Source organism: Priestia sp. ST2 (assembly GCF_055810735.1).
The window spans coordinates 577,392-598,454 of sequence record NZ_JBVVNT010000002.1 but is presented as its reverse complement, the minus strand read 5'-3'; the positions used below and the strand labels follow the sequence as shown (position 1 = coordinate 598,454).

The 21,063-nt window shown below is 36.1% G+C and carries 26 protein-coding genes and 1 pseudogene; 15 read left to right on the top strand and 12 right to left on the bottom strand.

Features of this window, described 5'->3' with window-relative positions:
- Positions 1-34: 34 nt before the first annotated feature.
- The 3 genes from AC0KUU_RS09490 to AC0KUU_RS09480 all read right to left on the bottom strand — a co-directional run bounded on the left by AC0KUU_RS09490 (position 35) and on the right by AC0KUU_RS09480 (position 2,669).
- Entirely contained in the window at positions 35-925 is an 891-nt protein-coding gene (locus AC0KUU_RS09490; RefSeq protein ID WP_043982212.1) for a PhzF family phenazine biosynthesis isomerase, read from the bottom strand.
- A 140-nt stretch (positions 926-1,065) separates the two neighbouring features.
- Positions 1,066-1,731, bottom strand: a complete 666-nt coding sequence (locus tag AC0KUU_RS09485; protein WP_241771400.1) for a hypothetical protein — start codon at positions 1,729-1,731, stop codon at positions 1,066-1,068.
- Positions 1,732-1,895: 164 nt separating this feature from the next.
- Positions 1,896-2,669, bottom strand: a complete 774-nt coding sequence (locus tag AC0KUU_RS09480) for a sulfite exporter TauE/SafE family protein (protein WP_025752213.1) — start codon at positions 2,667-2,669, stop codon at positions 1,896-1,898.
- Between the two features lie 122 nt (positions 2,670-2,791).
- Between AC0KUU_RS09480 and AC0KUU_RS09475 the strand changes: the two genes are divergently transcribed.
- On the top strand, positions 2,792-3,559 hold the full coding sequence (locus AC0KUU_RS09475; RefSeq protein ID WP_043982216.1) for a TrmB family transcriptional regulator: 768 nt from the start codon (positions 2,792-2,794) through the stop codon (positions 3,557-3,559).
- Between the two features lie 79 nt (positions 3,560-3,638).
- On the opposite strand, the gene AC0KUU_RS09470 is transcribed toward AC0KUU_RS09475, so the two are convergent.
- A complete protein-coding gene (locus AC0KUU_RS09470) occupies positions 3,639-3,851 on the bottom strand; it encodes a hypothetical protein (RefSeq protein ID WP_043982217.1) in 213 nt (70 codons plus the stop codon).
- 66 nt (positions 3,852-3,917) lie between these two features.
- Entirely contained in the window at positions 3,918-4,544 is a 627-nt protein-coding gene (locus tag AC0KUU_RS09465) for an FMN-dependent NADH-azoreductase (protein WP_043982218.1), read from the bottom strand.
- 197 nt (positions 4,545-4,741) lie between these two features.
- Between AC0KUU_RS09465 and AC0KUU_RS09460 the strand changes: the two genes are divergently transcribed.
- Positions 4,742-5,461, top strand: a complete 720-nt coding sequence (locus AC0KUU_RS09460; RefSeq protein WP_322551989.1) for an SDR family NAD(P)-dependent oxidoreductase — start codon at positions 4,742-4,744, stop codon at positions 5,459-5,461.
- Between the two features lie 83 nt (positions 5,462-5,544).
- On the opposite strand, the gene AC0KUU_RS09455 is transcribed toward AC0KUU_RS09460, so the two are convergent.
- On the bottom strand, positions 5,545-5,679 hold the full coding sequence (locus AC0KUU_RS09455) for a hypothetical protein (RefSeq protein WP_272911204.1): 135 nt from the start codon (positions 5,677-5,679) through the stop codon (positions 5,545-5,547).
- Between the two features lie 229 nt (positions 5,680-5,908).
- Here AC0KUU_RS09455 and AC0KUU_RS09450 point away from each other — a divergent pair, with 229 nt between their 5' ends.
- Genes AC0KUU_RS09450 through AC0KUU_RS09440 form a run of 3 tightly spaced genes read left to right on the top strand, consistent with a single transcriptional unit; the run spans position 5,909 to position 8,237 of the window.
- Positions 5,909-6,472 carry a class I SAM-dependent methyltransferase gene (locus tag AC0KUU_RS09450; protein ID WP_322551990.1) on the top strand — a complete coding sequence of 188 codons (564 nt, stop codon included), beginning with the start codon at positions 5,909-5,911 and terminating at the stop codon, positions 6,470-6,472.
- An 11-nt stretch (positions 6,473-6,483) separates the two neighbouring features.
- Positions 6,484-7,164, top strand: coding sequence for a response regulator transcription factor (locus AC0KUU_RS09445; RefSeq protein ID WP_237074867.1), 681 nt, complete (start codon positions 6,484-6,486; stop codon positions 7,162-7,164).
- On the top strand, positions 7,161-8,237 hold the full coding sequence (locus AC0KUU_RS09440) for a HAMP domain-containing sensor histidine kinase (RefSeq protein ID WP_043982222.1): 1,077 nt from the start codon (positions 7,161-7,163) through the stop codon (positions 8,235-8,237). The genes AC0KUU_RS09445 and AC0KUU_RS09440 overlap by 4 nt, the downstream gene beginning before the upstream one ends.
- Here the strand turns inward: AC0KUU_RS09440 and AC0KUU_RS09435 are convergent.
- Positions 8,228-9,670: an aminotransferase-like domain-containing protein gene (locus AC0KUU_RS09435; RefSeq protein ID WP_322551991.1), complete on the bottom strand. Its 1,443-nt coding sequence runs from the start codon at positions 9,668-9,670 to the stop codon at positions 8,228-8,230. The genes AC0KUU_RS09440 and AC0KUU_RS09435 overlap by 10 nt on opposite strands.
- Before the next feature lie 103 nt (positions 9,671-9,773).
- Between AC0KUU_RS09435 and AC0KUU_RS09430 the strand changes: the two genes are divergently transcribed.
- The 4 genes from AC0KUU_RS09430 to AC0KUU_RS09415 all read left to right on the top strand — a co-directional run bounded on the left by AC0KUU_RS09430 (position 9,774) and on the right by AC0KUU_RS09415 (position 12,505).
- A complete protein-coding gene (locus AC0KUU_RS09430; protein ID WP_043982225.1) occupies positions 9,774-10,385 on the top strand; it encodes a LysE/ArgO family amino acid transporter in 612 nt (203 codons plus the stop codon).
- Positions 10,386-10,452: 67 nt separating this feature from the next.
- Positions 10,453-10,881 carry a metallothiol transferase FosB gene (fosB, locus tag AC0KUU_RS09425; RefSeq protein WP_322551992.1) on the top strand — a complete coding sequence of 143 codons (429 nt, stop codon included), beginning with the start codon at positions 10,453-10,455 and terminating at the stop codon, positions 10,879-10,881.
- Between the two features lie 115 nt (positions 10,882-10,996).
- A complete protein-coding gene (locus tag AC0KUU_RS09420) occupies positions 10,997-11,194 on the top strand; it encodes a hypothetical protein (protein ID WP_016763981.1) in 198 nt (65 codons plus the stop codon).
- Between the two features lie 468 nt (positions 11,195-11,662).
- On the top strand, positions 11,663-12,505 hold the full coding sequence (locus tag AC0KUU_RS09415) for a hypothetical protein (RefSeq protein WP_322551993.1): 843 nt from the start codon (positions 11,663-11,665) through the stop codon (positions 12,503-12,505).
- Between the two features lie 255 nt (positions 12,506-12,760).
- On the opposite strand, the pseudogene AC0KUU_RS09410 reads toward AC0KUU_RS09415, so the two are convergent.
- Positions 12,761-12,956, bottom strand: a pseudogene (locus AC0KUU_RS09410) (multidrug resistance protein); the annotation flags it as partial.
- A gap of 424 nt (positions 12,957-13,380) precedes the next feature.
- Here AC0KUU_RS09410 and AC0KUU_RS09405 point away from each other — a divergent pair.
- Positions 13,381-13,578: a hypothetical protein gene (locus AC0KUU_RS09405; protein WP_322551994.1), complete on the top strand. Its 198-nt coding sequence runs from the start codon at positions 13,381-13,383 to the stop codon at positions 13,576-13,578.
- Between the two features lie 67 nt (positions 13,579-13,645).
- Here the strand turns inward: AC0KUU_RS09405 and AC0KUU_RS09400 are convergent, their stop codons facing one another.
- The 3 genes from AC0KUU_RS09400 to AC0KUU_RS09390 form a co-directional block, all read right to left on the bottom strand.
- The gene (locus tag AC0KUU_RS09400; protein WP_322551995.1) at positions 13,646-14,431 is read right to left on the bottom strand and encodes a nucleotidyltransferase domain-containing protein; all 786 of its coding nucleotides are present in this window, start codon (positions 14,429-14,431) and stop codon (positions 13,646-13,648) included.
- A 156-nt stretch (positions 14,432-14,587) separates the two neighbouring features.
- Positions 14,588-15,058: a DinB family protein gene (locus AC0KUU_RS09395; protein ID WP_043982232.1), complete on the bottom strand. Its 471-nt coding sequence runs from the start codon at positions 15,056-15,058 to the stop codon at positions 14,588-14,590.
- Positions 15,059-15,073: 15 nt separating this feature from the next.
- On the bottom strand, positions 15,074-16,627 hold the full coding sequence (locus AC0KUU_RS09390; protein ID WP_043982234.1) for an alpha/beta hydrolase: 1,554 nt from the start codon (positions 16,625-16,627) through the stop codon (positions 15,074-15,076).
- 232 nt (positions 16,628-16,859) lie between these two features.
- Here AC0KUU_RS09390 and AC0KUU_RS09385 point away from each other — a divergent pair, with 232 nt between their 5' ends.
- Both AC0KUU_RS09385 and AC0KUU_RS09380 read left to right on the top strand, forming a co-directional pair.
- Positions 16,860-16,985 (top strand): anti-repressor SinI family protein, encoded by a 126-nt coding sequence (locus AC0KUU_RS09385; RefSeq protein ID WP_013083022.1) that lies wholly within the window; start codon positions 16,860-16,862, stop codon positions 16,983-16,985.
- Between the two features lie 203 nt (positions 16,986-17,188).
- The gene (locus tag AC0KUU_RS09380; protein WP_013056901.1) at positions 17,189-17,524 is read left to right on the top strand and encodes a helix-turn-helix domain-containing protein; all 336 of its coding nucleotides are present in this window, start codon (positions 17,189-17,191) and stop codon (positions 17,522-17,524) included.
- Between the two features lie 103 nt (positions 17,525-17,627).
- Here the strand turns inward: AC0KUU_RS09380 and AC0KUU_RS09375 are convergent, their stop codons facing one another.
- A complete protein-coding gene (locus AC0KUU_RS09375) occupies positions 17,628-18,716 on the bottom strand; it encodes an FAD-dependent monooxygenase (RefSeq protein WP_043982235.1) in 1,089 nt (362 codons plus the stop codon).
- A 331-nt stretch (positions 18,717-19,047) separates the two neighbouring features.
- Here AC0KUU_RS09375 and AC0KUU_RS09370 point away from each other — a divergent pair, with 331 nt between their 5' ends.
- From AC0KUU_RS09370 to AC0KUU_RS09360, 3 genes are all read left to right on the top strand, one after another.
- A complete protein-coding gene (locus tag AC0KUU_RS09370) occupies positions 19,048-19,443 on the top strand; it encodes a CDI toxin immunity protein (RefSeq protein WP_013056903.1) in 396 nt (131 codons plus the stop codon).
- A 221-nt stretch (positions 19,444-19,664) separates the two neighbouring features.
- Complete coding sequence (locus AC0KUU_RS09365) at positions 19,665-20,441, top strand: NUDIX domain-containing protein (protein ID WP_322551996.1); 777 nt, start codon at positions 19,665-19,667, stop codon at positions 20,439-20,441.
- A gap of 71 nt (positions 20,442-20,512) precedes the next feature.
- A complete protein-coding gene (locus AC0KUU_RS09360; protein ID WP_322551997.1) occupies positions 20,513-21,061 on the top strand; it encodes a cysteine hydrolase family protein in 549 nt (182 codons plus the stop codon).
- The last annotated feature ends 2 nt before the right edge of the window (positions 21,062-21,063 follow it).

Here is a 21,063-nt window from a genome sequence, read left to right as displayed (position 1 = left end):
AAACGTGTTCGCCAAATAGGCGGACACGTTTTTATTAGGAAAGAGAAACGATTTGCTTGGTTACATAGGCAGCTTCTCCTGCGATTACCACACCATACGTATTCTCTGTTTTTGTAATTTCTACATGAACGAAGCCATCTTTATCTATTTCCTGTCCTTGCTCAATGACAAATTGCCAGCGGCCGTTATCTTGCTGGTCCACATATCTCGCATAATAGGCGCCCATTACGCCTGATGCTGTTCCAGTTACGGCGTCTTCTACCGTACCTGAAAATGGTGAAGAGAAATGTCTTCCGTGCATATGAGCTTCTGAGTGAATCGTTTCAAAACAAAAGGGATGAATAGATGCTTTTGGCATATCTGTTAAAATATGAGGAAAATCTTCTTGATTAGGCTTCATCTTTTTACAGGCATCTAAATTTTTTAAAGGTACAATAAGCGTCCAGTTCCCTGTACTTCCATATACAATAGGCAGTCTTTGATCAAGGTCATCAATATGAAGATTAAGAGCTTTTGCCAGTTTTTCTTTTGAACCTGAAAACGGATGAAACTGCGGAGAAGCTTGACTCATGGTGATAACAGGTTGTCCGTTTCTATTCTGTACAGTCATCGGCAAAATTCCAGCATTTGTTTCCACTGTAAATGTAGTTTTTGGAAGTTTGTTTTTACTGTGTAAAGCATAAAGAGAAGCGACGGTCGCATGACCGCACAAATCTGCTTCTTGTCCGGGTGTAAAATATCGAATTCGTAAATCAGCGCGGGAAGACTTCATGATAAAAGCCGTTTCGTTAAACTGTACTTGATAAGCAATCATCTGCATTTCTTCAGCTGAAAAATCATCTCCATTAAACACAATTCCTGCAGGGTTTCCTTTATTAGGGCGCGTACTGAACGCATCGTATTGATAAACAATCGCTTCTTTCATAGAAATTACCTCCATTTTTATATCATTGTATGAAAGCTTTAACCAGTGTTATTAAATGATCGGCTATTAAAATAGTGAAATACCTGAACGTTAGAATAAAAAAACAGCAGTTTTTACCTGCTGCTTTTCACTTCCCAAAACTATTTTTGCATCGCGGCATTTATTCCTTCTTTTCTAACTTCTAGCATATGAGTAGCTTTTTTATCAATATCTTTAGCTGTATCGGAAGAAATGACGCCTACGCTGCTTAAGTCATAGGCAAGACTTGTAATAAGCAGTTGCTCTCTTTGTGCTAGTGTGCCGTATGTAAGTGCAGCGGTTTTAGCTTGAATGCCACTCATATTTAATTCATCAGTAGAAGAAGCTGCATCGTTTTTTGCGGCTATTGCTTCTTGATAAAGAGAATCATATCCTCCAAACCCCACTTGGGCAATTAGAAAATTATAAATGTCATCGGCTGATTTTTTAGAAGCCTGGGAAAAAGCTCTTTGAAATTTATTGCGCGGTAAAAAGTTTAGTGCCGCCTGTCTTCCGTCTTCATAAATTTTTTCTTGTATTTCTTTCGTCGCTTTTTCGTCGTTTTTTTTCTGCGCTGCATCTAGCTGTTTGCGATATTTTTGAATAATGACTCCGTCCTGCTGATTGTTTCCCTCTTTGAAAGTAGCCGCGGCTTGTGGAACATCTGACGTTGCTAGAGTCTCAGCAGCGTTCTCTGAAGAAGAAAAGAACGTATTTTTGACAAAAATAAGTGCAAAGATCAGCAAAATAAACCATAAAAACCTGAATTTCTTAAACAAAATGTTCACCTCTGTATAATATTTCAAAATTATGTAAAACAACATGGACCAGTATACAACAATTTTAGTGTTTTTTTACACATTTACCCAAAAATAAGAAAATAGTAAGAGGCGTTTTTATTCATCTAATAGATATATAGGTTCATTGTTATGGTTCTAAAGAAACCATTGATCTATTTGTACTGATTCACATAATCGAATATGTTTTTGCTAATAAGGCTTAAAGTGACAAGGATAAAAAGCGTTCGGACGTACGTCACGCCTTTTGATAGAGCGACATTTGACCCGACAAAAGAACCCGCGATCATCGCAAACCCCATAATTAATCCGTAAGAAAATACAACAGAATCGAAATATAAAAACACAAGCAAAGCACCTAAGTTACTGCCGAAATTTAAAAATTTTGCGCTGCCTGCTGACTGCAGGAAATCAAATCCCATAAATAAAAAAGCAAATAAAATAAATGAACCTGTGCCTGCTCCTAAAAATCCATCGTAAAAGCCAATAATAAAAATAAGTGCGGTAAAGAAAATAAGTTTCTTAATAGACAGCGGCTTATACGTAGACGTGGTGCCCCAGTTTTTTTTGAAGATTGTATAAATAGCAACTAAAACAAGGAGAATCAAAATAACAGGTTTCAAAAAAGCGGAGGATAGAAAATGAACGGTGATTGAACCTCCTAAAGAACCAATAAATACAAAAGGAAACCATTTACCTACGACGCGAAAATCGACTTTTCCGGATTTGACAAATCGAATGGTACTCGTTAACACGCCCATCGTTCCGGCTAACTTATTTGTAGCTAAGGCAGCAGCAGGAGGCAGGCCTAAAAATAAAAGGGCAGGCGTTGAAATTAAACCGCCTCCGCCAACTACAGAGTCAATGAATGCGGCTAAAAAACCAAATAGTAAAAGCAAAAGAACAATCTGTAAACTTAATTCTTCCATAAAGCACCTTCCTCATGTCATAATATATAGTGACTACTTAAATAGTAACTATATAAAAAGCAGTTGTAAATATGTAAATGATGAAAATTTCAAATAACTTAAAAAACAGGGAGGTTTCCTTTATGGAAAATATTATTCAGCAGCTGCAGTCGCTTGGATTTAATCAGTATGAATCAAAAGTATACGTGACGCTTGTCAAAAAAGGATCTTCCACTGCTTATAGCATTAGTAAACATTCAGGTGTGCCAAGAGCGCGTGTATACGATATTTTACAAACACTAGAGGAAAAAGGCATGGTGTTAAAAGAAGAGAGTAATGATGGCACCCAGTACACATCGCTGCCCGTCGATGCTTTTTTGCATTCGCTGCAAAAAAAATGGCACGAAACGTATGAAGACGTTAGCGAAACGCTTAAACGTCTTGAAGCTGCAGAGTCTATAGAAGAAAGCCGGGTTATGACGATGAAAGGAGAAACAGCCATTCTTGCTTTTTGTGAGTCGCTATTGTTAAAAGCAAAAAATAAAATTGTCATCTCGCTTTGGCCCGATATTTATAATGAGTTGAAGCCTCTTTTATTACAGCTAAGGGAGAGCGTCACACTAAAAGGAATTGTGTTTGAACAAGATGAAGCGATGGAGGAATTTGACCGGCACCGCCATACAAGCTATACCGAAAACATTGGGAATCAAAACTGGTTTATTATATCTGTTGACAGCAGTGAAATGATTTATGGTCATAAAGAAATGGCGTACTATACGAATAACGCAGTCAACATTAATTTACTTGAAAATTATATTTGGCATGATATTCTCGTTAACAGACTTGTAGAAAAAAGTGATAGAGAAATGGACAGGTGGATCGAAAAGGAAAGAGAAAGTTTTTTTACGTAGAAAAGAGACTTAGACATAACGAAATCACTTCCATCGAAAGACGAACAAACGGGATAAATGATCTAGTATGAATGGCTTGTTACATCGCAGTTAATTTCCGTGCAAGGCTTCGCTTTCCGCGGGCGGCCGATGAGCCTCCTCGTCGCTTATGCGCCTGTGGGGTCTCATCTGTTCCGCTTTCCCCGAAGGAGTCTTCGCATTGCCCTCCAATTAACTGCTGGAAGCAGCCACCATGCATGAAAGCTACGTTCATCTTACCAACAGAAAAATCCGAACAAAGTTGATGCTCCATTAAGAGTCTCGAGTCCTCGTTCGGATCTTCCTTCAATTAAAATATTTTTGTTACAGCCTCTTTATATTAAAAAGTTTGGGCAAGTTTTTTTGCTTCTGCTATTCCTTTTTCTTTAATTTCTTGGGCTTTATCTGGCATTGCGTTATGCCCTTCCACAAAAATGCCGTCTAACGAAGGTACTCCGAAGAAATTCATCATAATCCCAATATAACGATGCCCCATTTCCATATCAGCTGCAGGGCCTTCAGAATAAATGCCTCCGCGCGCTTGAATATGAAGCGCTTTTTTATCCGTTAATAGTCCAACCGGACCCTCTGCCGTGTATTTAAATGACTTACCCGCTACGGCTACAGAGTCTAAATAGGCTTTCATAACCGGTGGAAACGAAAAGTTCCACATAGGCGTTACAAAAATATATTTGTCCGCTGATACAAACTGTTCGCTCAATTCTGCAAGGCGATTGACCTTCTCCTGTTCATGAGAAGAAAGTTCAGAGCCAGACTGAAGTTTGCCCCAGCCGCTAAATACATCCGCATCAATATGAGGGATATTTTCTTTATAAAGGTCAATATGTACAACTTCGTCACTTGAATTGTGCTCTTTGTAAGCATCGATAAATGCTTTTCCAGTTGCCATACTAAATGATTGAGACTCATCGTGAGGATGAGCTGTAATATAAAGTACTTTTGCCACGTCTTATCATCTCTTTCTTGTTTGAAATAATGTACTGTCTTATCGTTATCACTCCCATAAAAAACTATACGCGCTTTGTCAGGCAAGCTAAAAAAGAACGCAAGAAAGGGATGCCTATATAGAAAATAATGGTATAATAAATGTTTAAATATTTACATAACAAGTATTTCTAACAGAAGTAAATAAGAGGTGTCGAGATGAAAGAAAAATGGATAATCGTTACGGGTGCAGGTTCTGGAATTGGCAAAGAAATTGTAAAAGAGTGTGTGTCGAAGGGCTATTCAGTTATTGCTTGTGATATTAACGATGGAGCTTTGAAACAGCTAGCTGAAGATACAAAGGGCCATATTGAAACACACGTAGTAGATGTTAAAAAAGGAAACGATGTAAAAGATCTTTTTTACCAAATAAAAGATAAAAATTTGTATGGGTTAGTCAATAATGCGGGCGTATATTTAGGAAAAAATTTATTGGACTATGAAGAAAATGAAATAGATTTTGTGATGGACATTAATATTAAAGGATATGTTTATTTTTCCAAGTACTTTGGCGAATTATTAATGAAAAAAGAAACGGAAGGAGCGATTATTAATATATCCTCCGTGTCAGGAATGGAAGGAAGCTCCGATGCTATATATGGAATGTCTAAAGCAGCAATACTAGGATTAACCAAGAGCTGTGCGATGAATTTTTCTCCTTATATCCGGGTGAATGCCGTAGCACCTACAATGGTAAATACCGATATGATGAAAAATATTCCAGAATGGCGCAAAAATGAATACATTGCTCATCAGCTGATTCCAAGCTTTGTTACGCCTCAAGACGTGGCAGATACGGTTCTTTTTTTACTGAGCCCTCAAGCAAAACATTATGCAGGAGCCACTTTCGATTTAAATAGCGGATGTTATTTGCGCTGAATACTCTTTCAAAAGGAATGGAGACATTAACTACATCAATCCAAAGGCGCACAAATGGGATAAATAATTTAGTATGGCGCTTGTTACACGGCTGTCGCTTTCCGTGCAAGGCTTCGCTTTCCGCGGGCGGCCGATGAGCCTCCTCGTCGCTTGCGCTCCTGTGGGGTCTCATCTGTTACGCTTTTCCCGCAGGAGTCTTCGCCTTGCCCTCCAATCAACAGCTAGAAGCACCTACATACATGAAACCTACGTTCACTATCACCATGAAAAATTCAAATGCACTTAATTCTCAATAAAGGATTTTAATTCATAGTTCGGATCTTCCTTCAACTAAAATACGTTTGTCCCATCCTCCTTTTTGTTTTCTTAAGAATTCTTAAGAAATTTACTTAACGTTTCTTTAGATTTTTTTTCTATTCTAGAAAGAGTAGAAAGAAGGAATAGAAAATGAATTTAGCTTTTATGTATCAATATTTTCACCAGCCGCGAACGGTAGGCGCACTTTTGCCGAGCTCTACGCAATTAGCGAAAAAAATGGTAAAAGGGATTGATTTTGAACATGCAGACTGTATAGTAGAGTACGGGCCAGGAACCGGAGTTTTTACCCGTGAATTAATGAGAAGACGAAGCGCTTGTACAACTTTGCTTCTTATCGAATACAATCGGCATTTTTACGAAAAAGTAAAGGAACAAGTAAGAGATGAAAAAAATGTGTATGTGATACACGGATCCGCTGAAAATGTTCAAAAGTACTTGATACAGTATGATATTCCAAAAGTGGATTACGTACTATCAGGTCTTCCTTTTGCTTCTTTAACGTCTGAAGTGTCGGACTGTATTTTGCAAAACACGCGCAGCGTATTAGCGAAGGAAGGGAAATTTATTACGTTTCAGTATACGAATTTAAAAAAACAGCTGATCCGCTCGTTTTTCCCTCAGATTAAAGTGGAAAAAGAGTGGAGAAATGTTCCTCCTGCATATATTTTTACATGCGAAAAAAATCAGATATAAGGAGTTTGTAAATGAAAGACAGAATTTTGATTATAGATGACGATGAGCAAATTCGTAATTTAATTGCTATTTACTTAAAAAATGAAGGATTTGAAGCGCTGAAAGTTTCTAATGCTGTATCTGGATTAGCGCTTTTAGAGGAACAAGAAGTAGATTTAATTATATTAGATATTATGATGCCGCAGATGAATGGAATCGATGCTGCTTTTAAAATACGTGAAGAAAAAAACATGCCCATTATTATGCTGTCGGCTAAGTCAGAAGATATGGACAAGATTTCTGGGTTAACAGCAGGCGCAGATGATTACTTAACAAAACCATTTAATCCTCTCGAGCTCATCGCACGAGTAAAATCACAAATTAGACGCTATAAAAAATACAATGAACGTGCTGAGCGCGATATTATTCAAATTGGCGATTTGGAAATTAACCGCAGCACCCGGCTTGTCTTTGTGCGCGGCCAAGAGATTCGTTTAACACCAAAAGAGTTTGATATTTTAGAGCTGCTGGTACGCTACAAAGGAACGGTGATGAGTATGGGGAAAATATATGAAGCCGTATGGCAAGAAGATGCGTTTAAATCGGATAATACCGTAATGGTTCATATTACAAAGATTCGCGAAAAAATTGAGGATAATCCCAAAAAGCCAATTTATATTAAAACCATATGGGGCGTAGGATACAGAATATGAGAAGAATAAGTGTAAAGCTTCTTTTTGCTATCATTATAAGTTTTTTGGCTACCAATTTAATTTTTATTTTAATTGCTAGGCTTGTTTTGAGCAGGTATATACAAGAAGAGAAAATGAATGTCCCTGCATATAATGTATTAGCGTTTGGACTTTTCTTTATCGCCGTTGTGGTCTTTGTTTTTGTTTTTTTAGCACTTATTCGTTCTCATATTCGTTATCTGAAAGAAATCTCTAAACAAGTTCAAAAAATTTCAAATGGAGATTTAGGCGCAACCATCCATGTACGAGGAAAAGATGAACTGGCTGAATTAAGTCAAAACATTAACAAAATGTCTGCGCAGCTTCGTACAAAATTTGATCGTGAACGAGAGCTGGAGCAAGCAAAAAATCAGCTAATATCCAGTGTATCTCACGATTTGCGTACGCCGTTAACATCCATCGTTGGGTACCTAGATTTAATCAAAAAAAGAGAAAGTATGGATGATGAAACATTATATAGCTACTTATATATTGTTGATTCAAAAGCAAAATACTTAACTGATTTAATAGAAGAATTGTTCGACTATACAAAATTAACGAGTCCTGATCTTCAGCTTCAACGAAATGAGGTCGATATGAAACGTTTGCTTCAACAGGTAATAGGAGAGTACGAGCCAATTTTAACAAGAGAAGGCATTGATGTTCATACTACCTTTGCTTGTGAATGGAATGCATTTATTGATGTGGAAAAAATGGTAAGAGTATTTCAAAACTTGCTCGAAAATGTCAAGAAATACAGCAAAAAGCCTTCCGTATTAGAGGTGAATCAGGAGATTGACGAGGGTTACATAGTTATTTCTTTTAGGAACAGCATTAACATCAGTGAAAAAATTGAGGTAGAAAAGTTGTTTGATCGATTTTATCGAGGTGATGAATCAAGAACGGACGCGAATGGTTCAGGTTTAGGACTGGCTATTGCAAAACAAATTATTCAGCTGCATCAAGGAGAGATACGAGCGGAACGTCAGCATAATAAGCTCACTTTTTTTATAAAGCTGCCGTTAACACAAGAAAGCCTTAAGAATCACTTGTAAAGATTCTTAAGGCTTTTTGCGACTATTTTGATGCCGTATTCAAATTCTGCAAGCGTCGCATAAGAAAAGGATATTCTGATATGCTGTGAAGCCTCATGGTCATACAATGCGCCTGGATTTAAAAGAACTCCTTCGTCGAGACAGTGCTTAAATAACTTCCGCATCGAAACAGGCTTATGCAGCGTAAGCCAAAAATAAAAACCACCGCTCGGAGCATTCCACACAGCGAGATTCTTCAAATACTTCTCTAGAATAGCCAGTGTTTGCTGAGATTTTTCTTTTAATTTATAGCGTACGCTGGCCACATGCTTGTCATAGAGTCCGGTTTTGAGAGCTTCAGCAGCAGCCCATTGAGATAAGGAACTGGCTCCGTAGTCAACTTGCATTTTAAGGTCAGCTAATCGCTCAATTACATGTTCAGGCCCTATAATCCATCCAATTCGAAATCCTGGACTGAATGTTTTAGAGAACGTTCCTAAATAAAGAACCATTCCATTTTTATCTTGAGCTTTTAACGAAAGTGGAGGCGGTGAATGGAACCAAAGCTCTCCGTAAGCATCATCTTCAATAATAGGCAAATGCATTCTTTCACACTGGCGAAGCAGCTCTTGGCGCCTTTTTTCACTCATCGTTACATTGGTGGGGTTATGAAAGTTCGGTATTGTATATAAAGCTGTGCCTTTTTCTTTTTCGTGCTGGTCTTTTAATGAAGCTAAATGCATTCCTTCTTCGTCTAACGAAACGCCCGTTATTTTCATTTGTGCGGACTGAAATAACGGCAGAGAATAAAGATAAGAAGGCTTTTCAGCTAATATATTGGCACCTGGAGGCAGCAGGCCGATTGAAATTAACTGAAGGGCTTGAAGTGAACCGGATACAATTAAAATAGATGAAGGAGAAGTTTCAATGCCTCGTTTTTTTACATGCTTGACTAACTCTTGTCGGAGTTCATCATTTCCTCTTGGGTGCTCGTAGCCCAAGTGTACGCTTCTATGATTAATTCCGCTAAATAGTTCCGAAAGCTGCTGGGAAGGAAGCAGGTCAGGTGCTAACTCTCCAGTTCCTAACCGAATAATGCCCGGTTGAAATTCAGCTTCGTTAATATGACGGATAGTCGGAGAATTTGGTTGGTATATTCCTGCTTCTACATACGAATTCCAGTTCATGTGAGAACCTGATGCTAGTAAGCTCCACGTATTGTTAATGACCTTGGTGCCACCGCCTTTGTTTCCGCTGAGCAGTCCTTCAGCAATTAAGTTTTCGGTTGCTGTCACCACCGTGCTTCTATTTACAGAAAAGCTAGCAGCTAAATGGCGCTGCGAAGGAATTTTAGTTCCAATAGGCCACTCTCCATTTATGATTTTCTCTTTCATATACTCTTGAATTTGTTTGTGCATTGGCTTTTTATCAGTCGGATCTGGAGTCCAGTTCATGTGAGACCACCTTTTTATAATTTGGTTGGTATTATAAATCAAAACTTGGGTGGAGACAACAGGGGATGTCAATTGTAGTATAAAAGAGAAAGGAGAGAACAACATGTTTACAGTGGTTATACATGCTTTATTGTTAGCATTCGGTTTGATTTTACCTTTAGGGGTACAAAATGTGTTTGTTTTTAATCAAGGAGCCAATCAACGAACGTTCAAACAGGCGCTTCCCGTAGTTTTCACGGCTTCTGTTTGTGATACGATTTTAATTCTAGTAGCAGTGCTGGGAGTTTCAGCAGCAGCCGCTGCTTTTTCATTTTTTCAAACGCTTATTTTTGGAATAGGTCTTCTTTTTTTAGCGTATATGGGCTTTGTGACGTGGAAGAGCGAACCGTCAAAAACGTCAGTAAAGGAAGAAATGACGGTGAAAGCACAAATTTTATTTGCTGCTTCTGTATCTCTGCTAAATCCTCACGCGCTGATGGATATTATGGGCGTGATTGGAACAAATTCTCTACTGTACAGCGGAAAGGAAAAATGGGTTTTTACGCTGGTGACAATATCCGTTTCATGGATATGGTTTTTGTCCTTAGCTTTTGCAGGAAAAGCAGTAGGAAAAATGGATTCAAATGGGAAAATAATGATTTGGGTGAATAAGGCTTCTGCATGTATGATTTGGGGAGTAGCTCTTTACATGGCAAAAAGTATGTTTTTTCAGTAAAATAGATGCTAAAAGGAAAGTTATGTAATAGAAAGAAGTACTTTTTTCTAGAAAGCGAGGGGTAAAGATGATTCAAGGAATTAATCATATGTGCTTTTCTGTGTCAAATTTAGAACAATCCATCATATTTTATCAGAAAGTGCTAGGAGCGGAACTTTTAGTGAAAGGAAAATCCACCGCTTACTTTAGTCTGAATGGACTGTGGCTGGCGTTAAACGAAGAAAAAAATATTCCTAGATCAGACATTCAGTATTCGTATACTCATTTAGCGTTTTCTATTTCTATTGAAAACTTTGACGAAGCAAGAGAACTGTTAAAACAGCATAATGTAACCATCTTACCGGGAAGAAACCGCGACGAAAGAGACAGAAAATCTATTTATTTTACGGATCCGGACGGTCATGAATTTGAATTTCACACTGGTACGCTCCAAGACCGTTTAGCGTATTATCAAGAAGAAAAGCCTCATATGACATTTTATTCGCCAGAAGAGTAGTATTAAAATAGTTATATAAGGTTACAGTTTTATTACATTCGCATTCCTCGCTCAGTTATCATTAAATAAACGATACTGTTGTGATATAATGGAAAAAAAGTGAGGAGGAGGAAGAATGTATACCGCAAAACAGGTGAAGTTTGGTTCGCATATTGTGATAGGCGTACTTTTCGGCATCCTAGCTGCGATGTTAATCGGCACTTTTTATCAAAATGTACCAGGTGTATTACCATACGGGATGATTAGCGGACTTGCAGTAGGACTCATAGCAGATACATATTATACAATTAAAACAAAAATAAAGGTTATCTAATATAGTGTAGTACTATCTTCAGGAGAAATAAAAGATTCCTCTTGAAAATAGTACTATTTTTATGAAGAAAATGGTTAATTTCCACTTTAGAAAAACAAGTCAGTGAGCTACAAAAATTGTAAATTTATTATTTTGAATCACAAATAGGGGGTTGAAATATCACATTAACTCTAAGTATAGAATTATATGTTAAGGTAAATAACCGTTTTCTAAACAGTGAAACGGTTTTTACTTTTTTTCTAATTAGTTTTATTGCGCGTCAGATAAAAGGTCTAATAATTAAGTAATTGTTAGTAAAACTGCGGATAAGAGGTTTTTAAAGCTGCTACTAACAGATAAAATACTGTTGCTTTTAATGGTTCATCTATAGAAAACTTGATAATTTTACTAAAATCGTTCTCTTGGAGTACATAATATATGCTATCATTGTTGGGTGAAAAAACTACATACCAAAAAAAGGAGAAACAAATGAAAAAATTAAGAAGAATCGGCCTAGGACTTGTAGCATCTTTGCTATCTATTAGTTTAGTAGCTTGTGGGTCAACAAAAGAAGAACAAAAACAAGGATCTGCTAAGCAAGAGCAGAAACAAATGGGGAAAGAGCAGAAGAAACTCGAACAAAAACTCTCCAAATTAGAGAGTGAGTATGAAGAATATACAAAAGAAAAAGGATATATGGAATCTGATGATTATCTTGTTTTTGAAGCAGACTTTAACATACTTGCAAAGTCAATTGAAAGCAAGAATATTCTTCAAGGCGATGATGGTGAACTAGACAAACACTTAAAAGACTTAAAAACTGAGATAGACAATTTAAGTAATGATCAAGCAATAAAAGCTCAAAAGCGTTACGGTTCGGCAGTAGATGTGTACGAGGCTGCAATAGGTACTCATATGCATATTGTATTAACGAAAGCCGATATTACTCAGCACTTTAATGCAGTAAACACGATTGAGTTAGACAAAGATTTTAATGCAGATAGCTACGATTATGAAAAAATTGATGCAGACGCAACTGAGGCTATTAAGTCTATACAAGGAATGCCTATGAAAAGAATAAAGCTTATTAAGGAAGAGTTGGAGAAATATAAAGATAGCTTTAGTACTGAAGAATATAATCAATTGAATTCCGCAGTCACTAGCGTAACTTCGTCATTAAATAAACAAGTTGAAATGCTAGAAGTTCTACAAAAAGAAAGCGGTAAGGATAAATCAACTTTAGAAGAAAACACAAAAGCTGCTGAAACACAATTTTTAGATGCTAAAGAAAAAGTGTCTACATTTGAATCTAAATATGATATCCAAATGTAAGATATATGCTTTAAATACAATTGTTTATTAAAATAAAAAGCCGTTTCTTAACCAAAGAAACGGCTTTTTACTATTTCTCTCTATTGATCTTTGGTGTACGCAAGAAGAAAGAGAGTAAAAGTGCAACCAGACCTAATAATGTAGCAAATAAGAATACATCGTTCCTACCATCTATAGTCGGAGTTGTTATTGCTTTAGCGTATAGCGATATAATACCGCTATTACCTAACTGACTAAGTTGACTACTAAAGAAATCATTGTTAGTTGTTAGTGTATTAGTGTAGTTTGAAAGATGTTCAGTAGTTTGCTGTGTCATAATTGTAACAAGTATAGCCGTACCAATCGAACCTGGAACTTGACGAATTGTATTACTTAAAGCTGTACCGTGAGAAATTAAATGGTGAGGTAATTGGTTCATACCTGCAGTCATAATAGGCACCATAATTAATGCATCTGGCAATAATAGTAGATCTGATTGAAGCGGCGTAAAGCCTCAAATGCTTTGTAGATACATTGGCAGCAGTTTTGAAATTATTTAGGATGAAACATAAAAAATTATAATCAGATTTGTTGAAAATCAATCCAAAAATTATTAATGTAATTTTCTGAAACTTTTCTTCGTGCTAAAACGTATAGTAAGTATAGGGAATGTTAATTTAAATTCCGTTTTGCGGAAAAACATTTAATATACAGTCGGAGGATATATGCTGTATTACGCGACGCTAGGTGAACTAAAGAAAAAAAGGGACCTGAAGCGATTTAACTTATGAAATTAATCCTTTTATTGGGTCAGCAAAAGGAGGGGTTAGTAAAACTAATCAAATTTTTAAGAGGTAATCAAATGTAATATTGAAATTAAAAAAGGGGGTAGTAAAATGACAATGTGGCTGTGGGCAGGCGGATGTATAGTGTTTTTGTTAGCAATGGGTTACATTGCAGATCGTGTAGCCGTAAGGAGAAGCATTGAATTTAGTCCGGAGGATGGAATTAAAAATACTACAGATGCAGAACAAATATATGTGGAGAGCTATTTAAATGAAACAAAAAATACGAATAATAATATACCGCTTTAATAGAAATTATAAATAAAAGGCTTATCCGCTGCTACTTGCATTAGGGATAAGCCTTTTTGTTTTATACTTAGTTCCAAACTTCGTCTAAAGTATCTCTAAACAATTGATCTAATTCATATGTAGGGTCATCTAATTCTACGGATAAAGTTCTCACGTATTTGTCTAAACGGTCAATTTCTAAGTTCAAAAATTCATTAATAACATTGATGCGTGGTTCTAAATCTAACTCATCACCACTAATTTTACGCTTTAACAGCTTGCTAACCTCTTCTTTTAATTCTCCTTCTGGTAACAGTTTCTCTAAGAGAATAGGAAATTTTAGTGGAGGAAATTCGTTATATTGCTCAATCCACTTAGCAGCTAGCACAGGTCTTAAAACATAAAAATATTTTTTGATTTTTACTTCGTCACCTTGTAAATACTCTCGAAAGTTATTTCTAGCCATATTTAAATAGTGGTATATACAAGAAGTAGGAGTAAAGATGTTAGAATGTAGTTCTTTCATTTTATCAAATGTTGAATACGCCTTGTAATATATAATGTTTGATTGTATCCATTCTAGTAAGGGTGGGTTTGATTTTCTAAAAAGTTTTAATGTCTTGGTTACGTCCCAGCCGCTAACATCTAATAGGTCATTAATAGGTAGCTCTATTACATCTCGCTTTTTACCTACACCCATTGGATCAATGCTTAAATATTTATTCCTCTTATGAATATAAATAAATCTAACATCATAATCGCTATCTTTAGATGGAAAGTCCCACGCTCTACTTCCAGATTCACAAGCGTATAATACTTTTACGTCGTAATCTTCTTCAATTTTCTTTAAAGCTGCAACGATTGTTTCTCTCATAACCCAACCTCATTTTCTTTTAATGCTTTCTATATACAAAAGCTATTACTATTTCTCCTATTATATTTCATAATGGATGGAAAATGGTAAATAAATAAAAGAAGCTTCCTTTAGGACTCTAAAAATCTACGAAAATATAGAGGGTAAAGAATTATATCACTCAAAAAGCACTACATCCAATCCGTTTCTGCGGTAACAGGTTAGAAGCGTATACAGTTCTGCACGGTGATGGTATAAATGAGACTGAATTTCAAGCAGCCACTCAAAACGTGTATACGTGCATCCCCAATAGGATGTCTGCAGTGAAAATAGCTTTTGTTCGTCAAAAGAAGAGTAAACTGCTTTTAGCTGATTGAAGCCCTCTACTAAAGCTACTTTGAGTTCAAGCTTTGTATAAGCTGGATGCTGCAGATAAAAGTCATTCATTTTATCTGCAGAGTAGCCTAAGGAAATATAATAGTCTGCACTGCAAATGAGACATAAATGCTGAAGCAGCTCTTGAATAGACCGCTTGTGAGGGAGGGGACGATAAGCAAGCTCTTCTTCTGTAACGTCATTAATAATTGCGGTTAGGGAATGGATGTTAACGTTTATTTGATTAAATACCGTCTCACAATACGAATTCATATATTCACATCCTTTTTATTCAACTAAATACCGCATTTTTTGATCGAGCCAGTACTCTGATTTTTCATTGTTATCGAGCTTAATATAGCAATCGACAATTTCATCATAAATGAATTCCTTTTCTTCTACTAAATCAATAAATTTAATGAGTAAAAATACGGCTTTTGAAACTTTTCCATTCTCACAAAGCCATTCTTTCATCCAGATTAATAAGTCAAGAAGAATAATCTCTATTTTTACTCGGATATCAAGGAACCAATCGTCATAAATCGTTGTTAAATAATGAGGAACTAATTGGTGCAGTCGCTGTTCAGCTTCCTTAAATTTCAACGCCGGATCAGACTGTTCGGTAATCCACTGAAGGTCAGTTAGTAAGTCTAATCCATCGCTTGACACATCGGCGTTTAAAGAAATGAGCTGCCTGTTAACAAGTAAAACTGGCTCTTCCTTTTCTGCGTTCAATAACTTTTTTAAATGAGACAAGTAGACGCGTAAATTCTTTCTGGCATTGCTTAAAGGTACATCAGGCCACAGCGCTTCGCATAGCTGTTCTCTGCTGATAGAATGATGAAAAATAAGATATAGTAAAATTTCTTGAGCAAAGCGCTTATTCCAGCCTTCTGTAATAAGCTGGCCATTTACATATACGGAAAAAGAGTACAAAAAATCTACTTTAAGAGAGGGTGTATGTGCATGAAAATCTTTTTGTATATCTATAGCTGTGTCACTTTCCCAGTTCTTAAGTATTTTCATAGGATCATTCTTTAAAGAAGGTAATTGTTGTGTATTACTTTTAATAAAATCTATAACAATTTCTTTGAGTAAAGCTGTTTTTTCTTTTACTAGAAATGAAGAATGAGCGTTAGGTATGGTCATATGACTGTAGTTTTTTAAAAACATCGTTTTTGAAATCAGATACTGTGATGAAAGCAGCAAATCATGTTGGCCAGATAAAGTGAGTACAGGAAGTGAAATACTAGTCAACTCTTGAAATAGATTGTCTGTAATAGATAGTTTAAGAAAGCGGAAATATACCCCGGGATCCATTTTTTTTAGTCTTTCAATTACCTGTTGTATGTTTGTAGGTTCCAGACTCTCTAGTTTGCCTAATTCGAAAATTTTTTCTACCGGTATTTGGTTTTTACTTTCTTCGTTGTAACATCTCTTAATCTTTTGAAGGGTGCTATCGGAATAAAAAGGAAGAGACAATAGTATCAGTCCTTCAATAAGAAATTCATAGCGAGCAGCAAATTTAACAGCGATTTGTCCTCCAAATCCCACTCCAACTAAGTAACATTTTTTTATATGTAACGTATGTAATAAGTGGAAAAGATCTTCAATATGAGCCTCGAACGATATCTCCCCTGTAGCGGAGGCGCTGTTTCCTGTCTCTCTCAAATCGTATTGAATAACAGAATAATGTTGGGTTAATTCTGCAGTAATAGAATCAAAAAGCGTATGATCAGTGATAACAGAATGAATCATCACAATGGTGTCTGTCTGGTCAGTGAACGCGGGCGAATGAACTTCATAGTAAATTTTTTCTGTCGCCGTATGCAGAAAAGGCATAAAAACAATCCTCCTAGTGTCTAACTGTAGCGTTTGTGTAACGGTAAAATTATTATGATAAGAATAGACAAAAATTTCAAAAAAATAGGTGCTTTTTAGTAATTAAAAAATGTCTAATGTTCTAGTAATATCCATTATACTGTAAAACCATAGTGAGAAATAAGAGAGAATGCCCAAAAATAGAAAAAAGAAAACGTTATCAATTTCGAAAAAAGAAGAAAGGAGGAGAATTATGAATTTTAAAGACGAAAATACGTTAGACTTAGAATGGGTTATGCTCATAATGGAAGCAAAACAAACAGGTATAAGCATCGAGGAAGTTAGACAATTTTTACAAAGCATTAGTTCAAATGCTTAGCCGATACAATGATAAGGGAATAAATCGTTCCCAAGTATAGATAACCTTTATAACCAGTCTCAAGCTATCTTCACTAGATGCATAATCACCCTTTTTTAGATGTATAATCACCCCTTTATGGTAAGAACGTTTATTTATAATGCACGGTAAAGTGAAATTATGGTATTATTATCGATAAGTAAGCATTAGTAAGGGTGATTAAAATGACAATTGGCCAACGTATTCGAGATCTCAGAACGAAACAAGGAATATCGCTAACAGAACTTGCAAACCGAGCGGGTGTTGCTAAATCCTACATATCTTCAGTAGAAAGAGGAATTCAGCTCAACCCATCTATTCAATTTCTAAACAAAATTTCTACCTCATTGAACGTGAGTATTGATAGATTAATTCATGAGCCTATGGATAAATCTGAATCGTTGGATATTGATGATGAGTGGCTTGAGTTAGCAAAAGAAGCAGCGGAGTCAGGAATAAGCAAAGAGCAGTTTAAACAATTTCTTGAATTTCAAAAATGGCAGCGGGCAAAGCAAGATTAACTTCGCGGAATATACATAAAAGAGAACTTACATAGAATAACTGCTAAAAAATCATGATTACAAAAAAGAGATTCCATTTATCTATGGAATCTCTTTTTTAGGCTTAAGAAGAAATAAAATGGGACGAGAATTCTTTTTCTCGCTGAAACTGAATACGTTCAAGAGTTATTAATTTAGGCTTTCTTTTCTGTTCAAACTGTCTCAATGTTTCTGAAATCTCTTTGTTTTGATAAAAAACTTGATGCAGTAAGTCAGACAGTAAGTCAGCGTCTTTTAATGACTCGTTTAATCCAAAAGCGCCAGTGGGGGTCATCGTATGAGCAGCATCCCCTAATAATAACAGGTGATGCTTTGACCATACTTCGCTTATGCTGCTTTGCACAGAAAGAAGCGTAAAGTCTGACCACGACGTAATAAACCTTTCTATTGAAAGGTTTAAGCTAGGGAAAGCGTCTATTAAACGCTGAATAAACGGTCTAAACGATTGTTTCCGAAGAGCAGGATAGCTGCCTTTTTCAATATTCCATCCGATTTGAACAAAGCCTTTTGCTTGAGAAAAAAGCGCCACCTGCTGCTGCTTCACAAGTGCAAATTTAATAGAAGGCTCCCAATTGGCTGGTGCAGGAATTTTCGCCCAAAGCAAATCGTATCCATGATTGTGGATATTGGTTTTTATGTGCGCAAGTTTGCGAACAGTTGAATATCGACCATCTGCTCCAATAATGATTTTACTTTCAACTATTATTTCACCTTGGCCTTTTTGCTGAGCTTTTATTCCAGTATATTGGCCTTTTTCATTCTGCATTAGTTCCGTTATTTTTGTGCCCAGCATAAGTTTGTAGGAGGGATGGATGCTTGCTTGGTTATTTATAGACTGAAGGAGATGCTGCTGTGGCACATGAATTCCTGCATGTCCAAGTTCAGATTCTATCGTTTTGAATATATGTCCATCCTTCCAGTATTCGACCCTAGACATTCGAAGGAGGCCTAAGCTTTCAATTTCTTCAAATATATGATGTTTCTTAAGAATCATTTCTCCATTTTCATTTAAATGTTCGCCTCGAAATTCTTTTCCAAGCGTATCAGATCTCTCTATCAGTATAGTTGATATATTTTGTTTAGCCAGTAGATAGGCCAGTAGAGCACCGCCTGGTCCGGCTCCTATTATACACACTTCTGTTCGATAGTTCATTTTCTTCACCTTGTTTGTTATATGCAATTAAGTTACTTTTAGTAAGTATATTAACTTTTATAAATGTTAATGTCAACTTTTTTATAGCTTTTCTTCTATGAAATTCGCTCTTTGGACAAAACACAAATAAGGTTCTATATAATCAAAGTCAAAGATTAAGTTTTATGGTAAACTAAAATACACAAATTATTTTGAATAATTTGTATAAAAAGGTTAAATTTCAAAATTGTTGAGAAAAAGCACGGTTGGAAAGCTGCAGGATTTTTAGCAAGAAGAGTAGAGATCGTTTCTGAAAATTCTAGCAAACTCCAATTTCGACTGGAGGATGATTATGACAAAAGTAGAACATTATATTCAAACATTGGGTAACAGTGCAGATTTGCTAACAAAAAGGCAGACAAGCATTTACTTCGAAAAACTTTCAAACACCTTTCCTTTTTTAACAATCATGCAAATTAATTGGAGAAAAGTATTAATTAAAAAGTCCACCCGGCATATTGAAGAAATCAAAAAATGGCTTCAAGAGATGAATATAAAAGAACATCAGGTTGTTTTATTCTGGAAACGAGCAACTAAAGCTGTAAGCGTCGATTTAGCTCAGGCTTTACTGTTTTTTCAACAAACAGCTGATCTGACAGAAGAAGCATTTATTTACTGTCCGTCTGTTGACTATGTAATTGAGTATTTTAAAGACGGTAAAATGATGATTGGTTTAGCAGCACGTTAATTAAAAGGAAAAAAAGCTGAGAGAGGAGGCGAATTAGAACTTCTTCACTCAGCTTTTTATGCATATAAAATCTGAAAAATACGAAACATAACGTTATTTACAACATAAATTACCTTCTCTTTATAATTAGTGGGAAAAGTATTGACATTTTCCATAAAACAAATATAATTAACATTAATCATATTGTTAATTGTAAAAAGAGCGATCAGGAGAAATGATGAATGTCGAACAATAAAGCAATGACGAATCAAACGAAAAAAGAATACCCTAAACCCTATGGCTATACGTCAGATATTGCTGTATTTACGATTGTGACGGAAGAAAAAGAACCATACAAACCACCTAAAATGAGTTTGAAATTAATGCTTATCCAACGAGCAATGGTGAATGGAGAGGGAGAAAAGAACAGCGAAGCAGGAAAGTGGGCGCTTCCCGGCGGATTTGTCCATCCTGATGAATCAGCTTTTGAAGCGGCCAAAAGAGAGCTCGAAGAAGAAACTGGCGTAAAGGATATTCATTTAAAACACTATGGTGTCTATGATGAGCCTGGCAGAGACGATAGAGGATGGGTCATTACAAACGCACATTATGCAATCGTCCCAGAAGATAGTCTAATAAAGCGAAAAGCGAATGATGATGCCGCTCGAGTTGAATTGTTTAAAATAGATGAAATCTTTTCATTGCCTTTAGCTTTTGATCATGAAATCATCATTCGAGATGCAATCAAGGAAATTAAGAAAGATTTATTGCAAACGACCATTGCCCAGAAATTTCTGCCTTCTCAGTTTACATACTCTGAGCTGCAGGCTGTGCTGCTTACCGTAACGGATGATGCAGCGATTAAAAGTGATCAGGCCTTTGCACGAAAAATAAGAATGCTGCCATTTATTGAAGAAGTAGACGGAAAAACAACGACGAGAACGTCTAAAAAACCAACAAAGCTCTACCGGTTTGTTGAAATGAATGTGATGAAGCCAATCTATACAGCACGCTATTAAAAGAAAAACTTTCAATTTAAATAATTAACAATATGTTAACTGTTAATTTTTACGTATGAGGGGGAAACATAATGAAAAAAGCACTGATTAACATCGATTATACAAATGATTTTGTAGCTGAAAACGGAGCTTTGACATGCGGAGAACCAGGGAGACAAATAGAAACATTCATAAGCGATATTGCGCGTCAATTTATTGAGCAAAACGAGTATGTGGTGTTCGCCATTGATTTTCATAAAGAAAATGATTCCTTACATCCAGAATCAGCGCTGTTTCCGCCTCATAATGTTGAAGGTTCTGCAGGAAGAGAGCTATACGGAAAGTTAAATGATTTATATAATGTGTATCGATCACAGGCAAATGTAGAATGGATGAATAAAACGAGATACAGCGCATTTGCTGGAACAGATCTGGAGATTAAACTTCGAGAAAGACAAATTACCGATGTCTACTTAGCAGGTGTATGTACGGATATTTGTGTACTTCATACAGCAGTAGATGCCTATAATAAAGGATTTGCTATTTATATTTATGAAAAAGCCGTAGCAAGCTTTAATCAAAAAGGCCATGAGTGGGCGCTTGAACATTTTAAATCTTGCCTCGGGGCAGAAATTATTTAAGG

Bases quoted from the DNA above. Each gene is read 5' to 3' on its own strand.
- AC0KUU_RS09490 (WP_043982212.1), bottom strand. From the start codon at position 925: ATGAAAGAAGCGATTGTTTATCAATACGATGCGTTCAGTACGCGCCCT.
- AC0KUU_RS09480 (WP_025752213.1), bottom strand. From the start codon at position 2,669: ATGGAAGAATTAAGTTTACAGATTGTTCTTTTGCTTTTACTATTTGGT.
- AC0KUU_RS09475 (WP_043982216.1), top strand. From the start codon at position 2,792: ATGGAAAATATTATTCAGCAGCTGCAGTCGCTTGGATTTAATCAGTAT.
- AC0KUU_RS09470 (WP_043982217.1), bottom strand. From the start codon at position 3,851: ATGGAGCATCAACTTTGTTCGGATTTTTCTGTTGGTAAGATGAACGTA.
- AC0KUU_RS09460 (WP_322551989.1), top strand. From the start codon at position 4,742: ATGAAAGAAAAATGGATAATCGTTACGGGTGCAGGTTCTGGAATTGGC.
- AC0KUU_RS09450 (WP_322551990.1), top strand. From the start codon at position 5,909: ATGAATTTAGCTTTTATGTATCAATATTTTCACCAGCCGCGAACGGTA.
- AC0KUU_RS09445 (WP_237074867.1), top strand. From the start codon at position 6,484: ATGAAAGACAGAATTTTGATTATAGATGACGATGAGCAAATTCGTAAT.
- AC0KUU_RS09440 (WP_043982222.1), top strand. From the start codon at position 7,161: ATGAGAAGAATAAGTGTAAAGCTTCTTTTTGCTATCATTATAAGTTTT.
- AC0KUU_RS09435 (WP_322551991.1), bottom strand. From the start codon at position 9,670: ATGAACTGGACTCCAGATCCGACTGATAAAAAGCCAATGCACAAACAA.
- AC0KUU_RS09430 (WP_043982225.1), top strand. From the start codon at position 9,774: ATGTTTACAGTGGTTATACATGCTTTATTGTTAGCATTCGGTTTGATT.
- fosB (WP_322551992.1), top strand. From the start codon at position 10,453: ATGATTCAAGGAATTAATCATATGTGCTTTTCTGTGTCAAATTTAGAA.
- AC0KUU_RS09420 (WP_016763981.1), top strand. From the start codon at position 10,997: ATGTATACCGCAAAACAGGTGAAGTTTGGTTCGCATATTGTGATAGGC.
- AC0KUU_RS09415 (WP_322551993.1), top strand. From the start codon at position 11,663: ATGAAAAAATTAAGAAGAATCGGCCTAGGACTTGTAGCATCTTTGCTA.
- AC0KUU_RS09405 (WP_322551994.1), top strand. From the start codon at position 13,381: ATGACAATGTGGCTGTGGGCAGGCGGATGTATAGTGTTTTTGTTAGCA.
- AC0KUU_RS09400 (WP_322551995.1), bottom strand. From the start codon at position 14,431: ATGAGAGAAACAATCGTTGCAGCTTTAAAGAAAATTGAAGAAGATTAC.
- AC0KUU_RS09395 (WP_043982232.1), bottom strand. From the start codon at position 15,058: ATGAATTCGTATTGTGAGACGGTATTTAATCAAATAAACGTTAACATC.
- AC0KUU_RS09390 (WP_043982234.1), bottom strand. From the start codon at position 16,627: ATGCCTTTTCTGCATACGGCGACAGAAAAAATTTACTATGAAGTTCAT.
- AC0KUU_RS09385 (WP_013083022.1), top strand. From the start codon at position 16,860: ATGAATTTTAAAGACGAAAATACGTTAGACTTAGAATGGGTTATGCTC.
- AC0KUU_RS09380 (WP_013056901.1), top strand. From the start codon at position 17,189: ATGACAATTGGCCAACGTATTCGAGATCTCAGAACGAAACAAGGAATA.
- AC0KUU_RS09375 (WP_043982235.1), bottom strand. From the start codon at position 18,716: ATGAACTATCGAACAGAAGTGTGTATAATAGGAGCCGGACCAGGCGGT.
- AC0KUU_RS09370 (WP_013056903.1), top strand. From the start codon at position 19,048: ATGACAAAAGTAGAACATTATATTCAAACATTGGGTAACAGTGCAGAT.
- AC0KUU_RS09365 (WP_322551996.1), top strand. From the start codon at position 19,665: ATGTCGAACAATAAAGCAATGACGAATCAAACGAAAAAAGAATACCCT.
- AC0KUU_RS09360 (WP_322551997.1), top strand. From the start codon at position 20,513: ATGAAAAAAGCACTGATTAACATCGATTATACAAATGATTTTGTAGCT.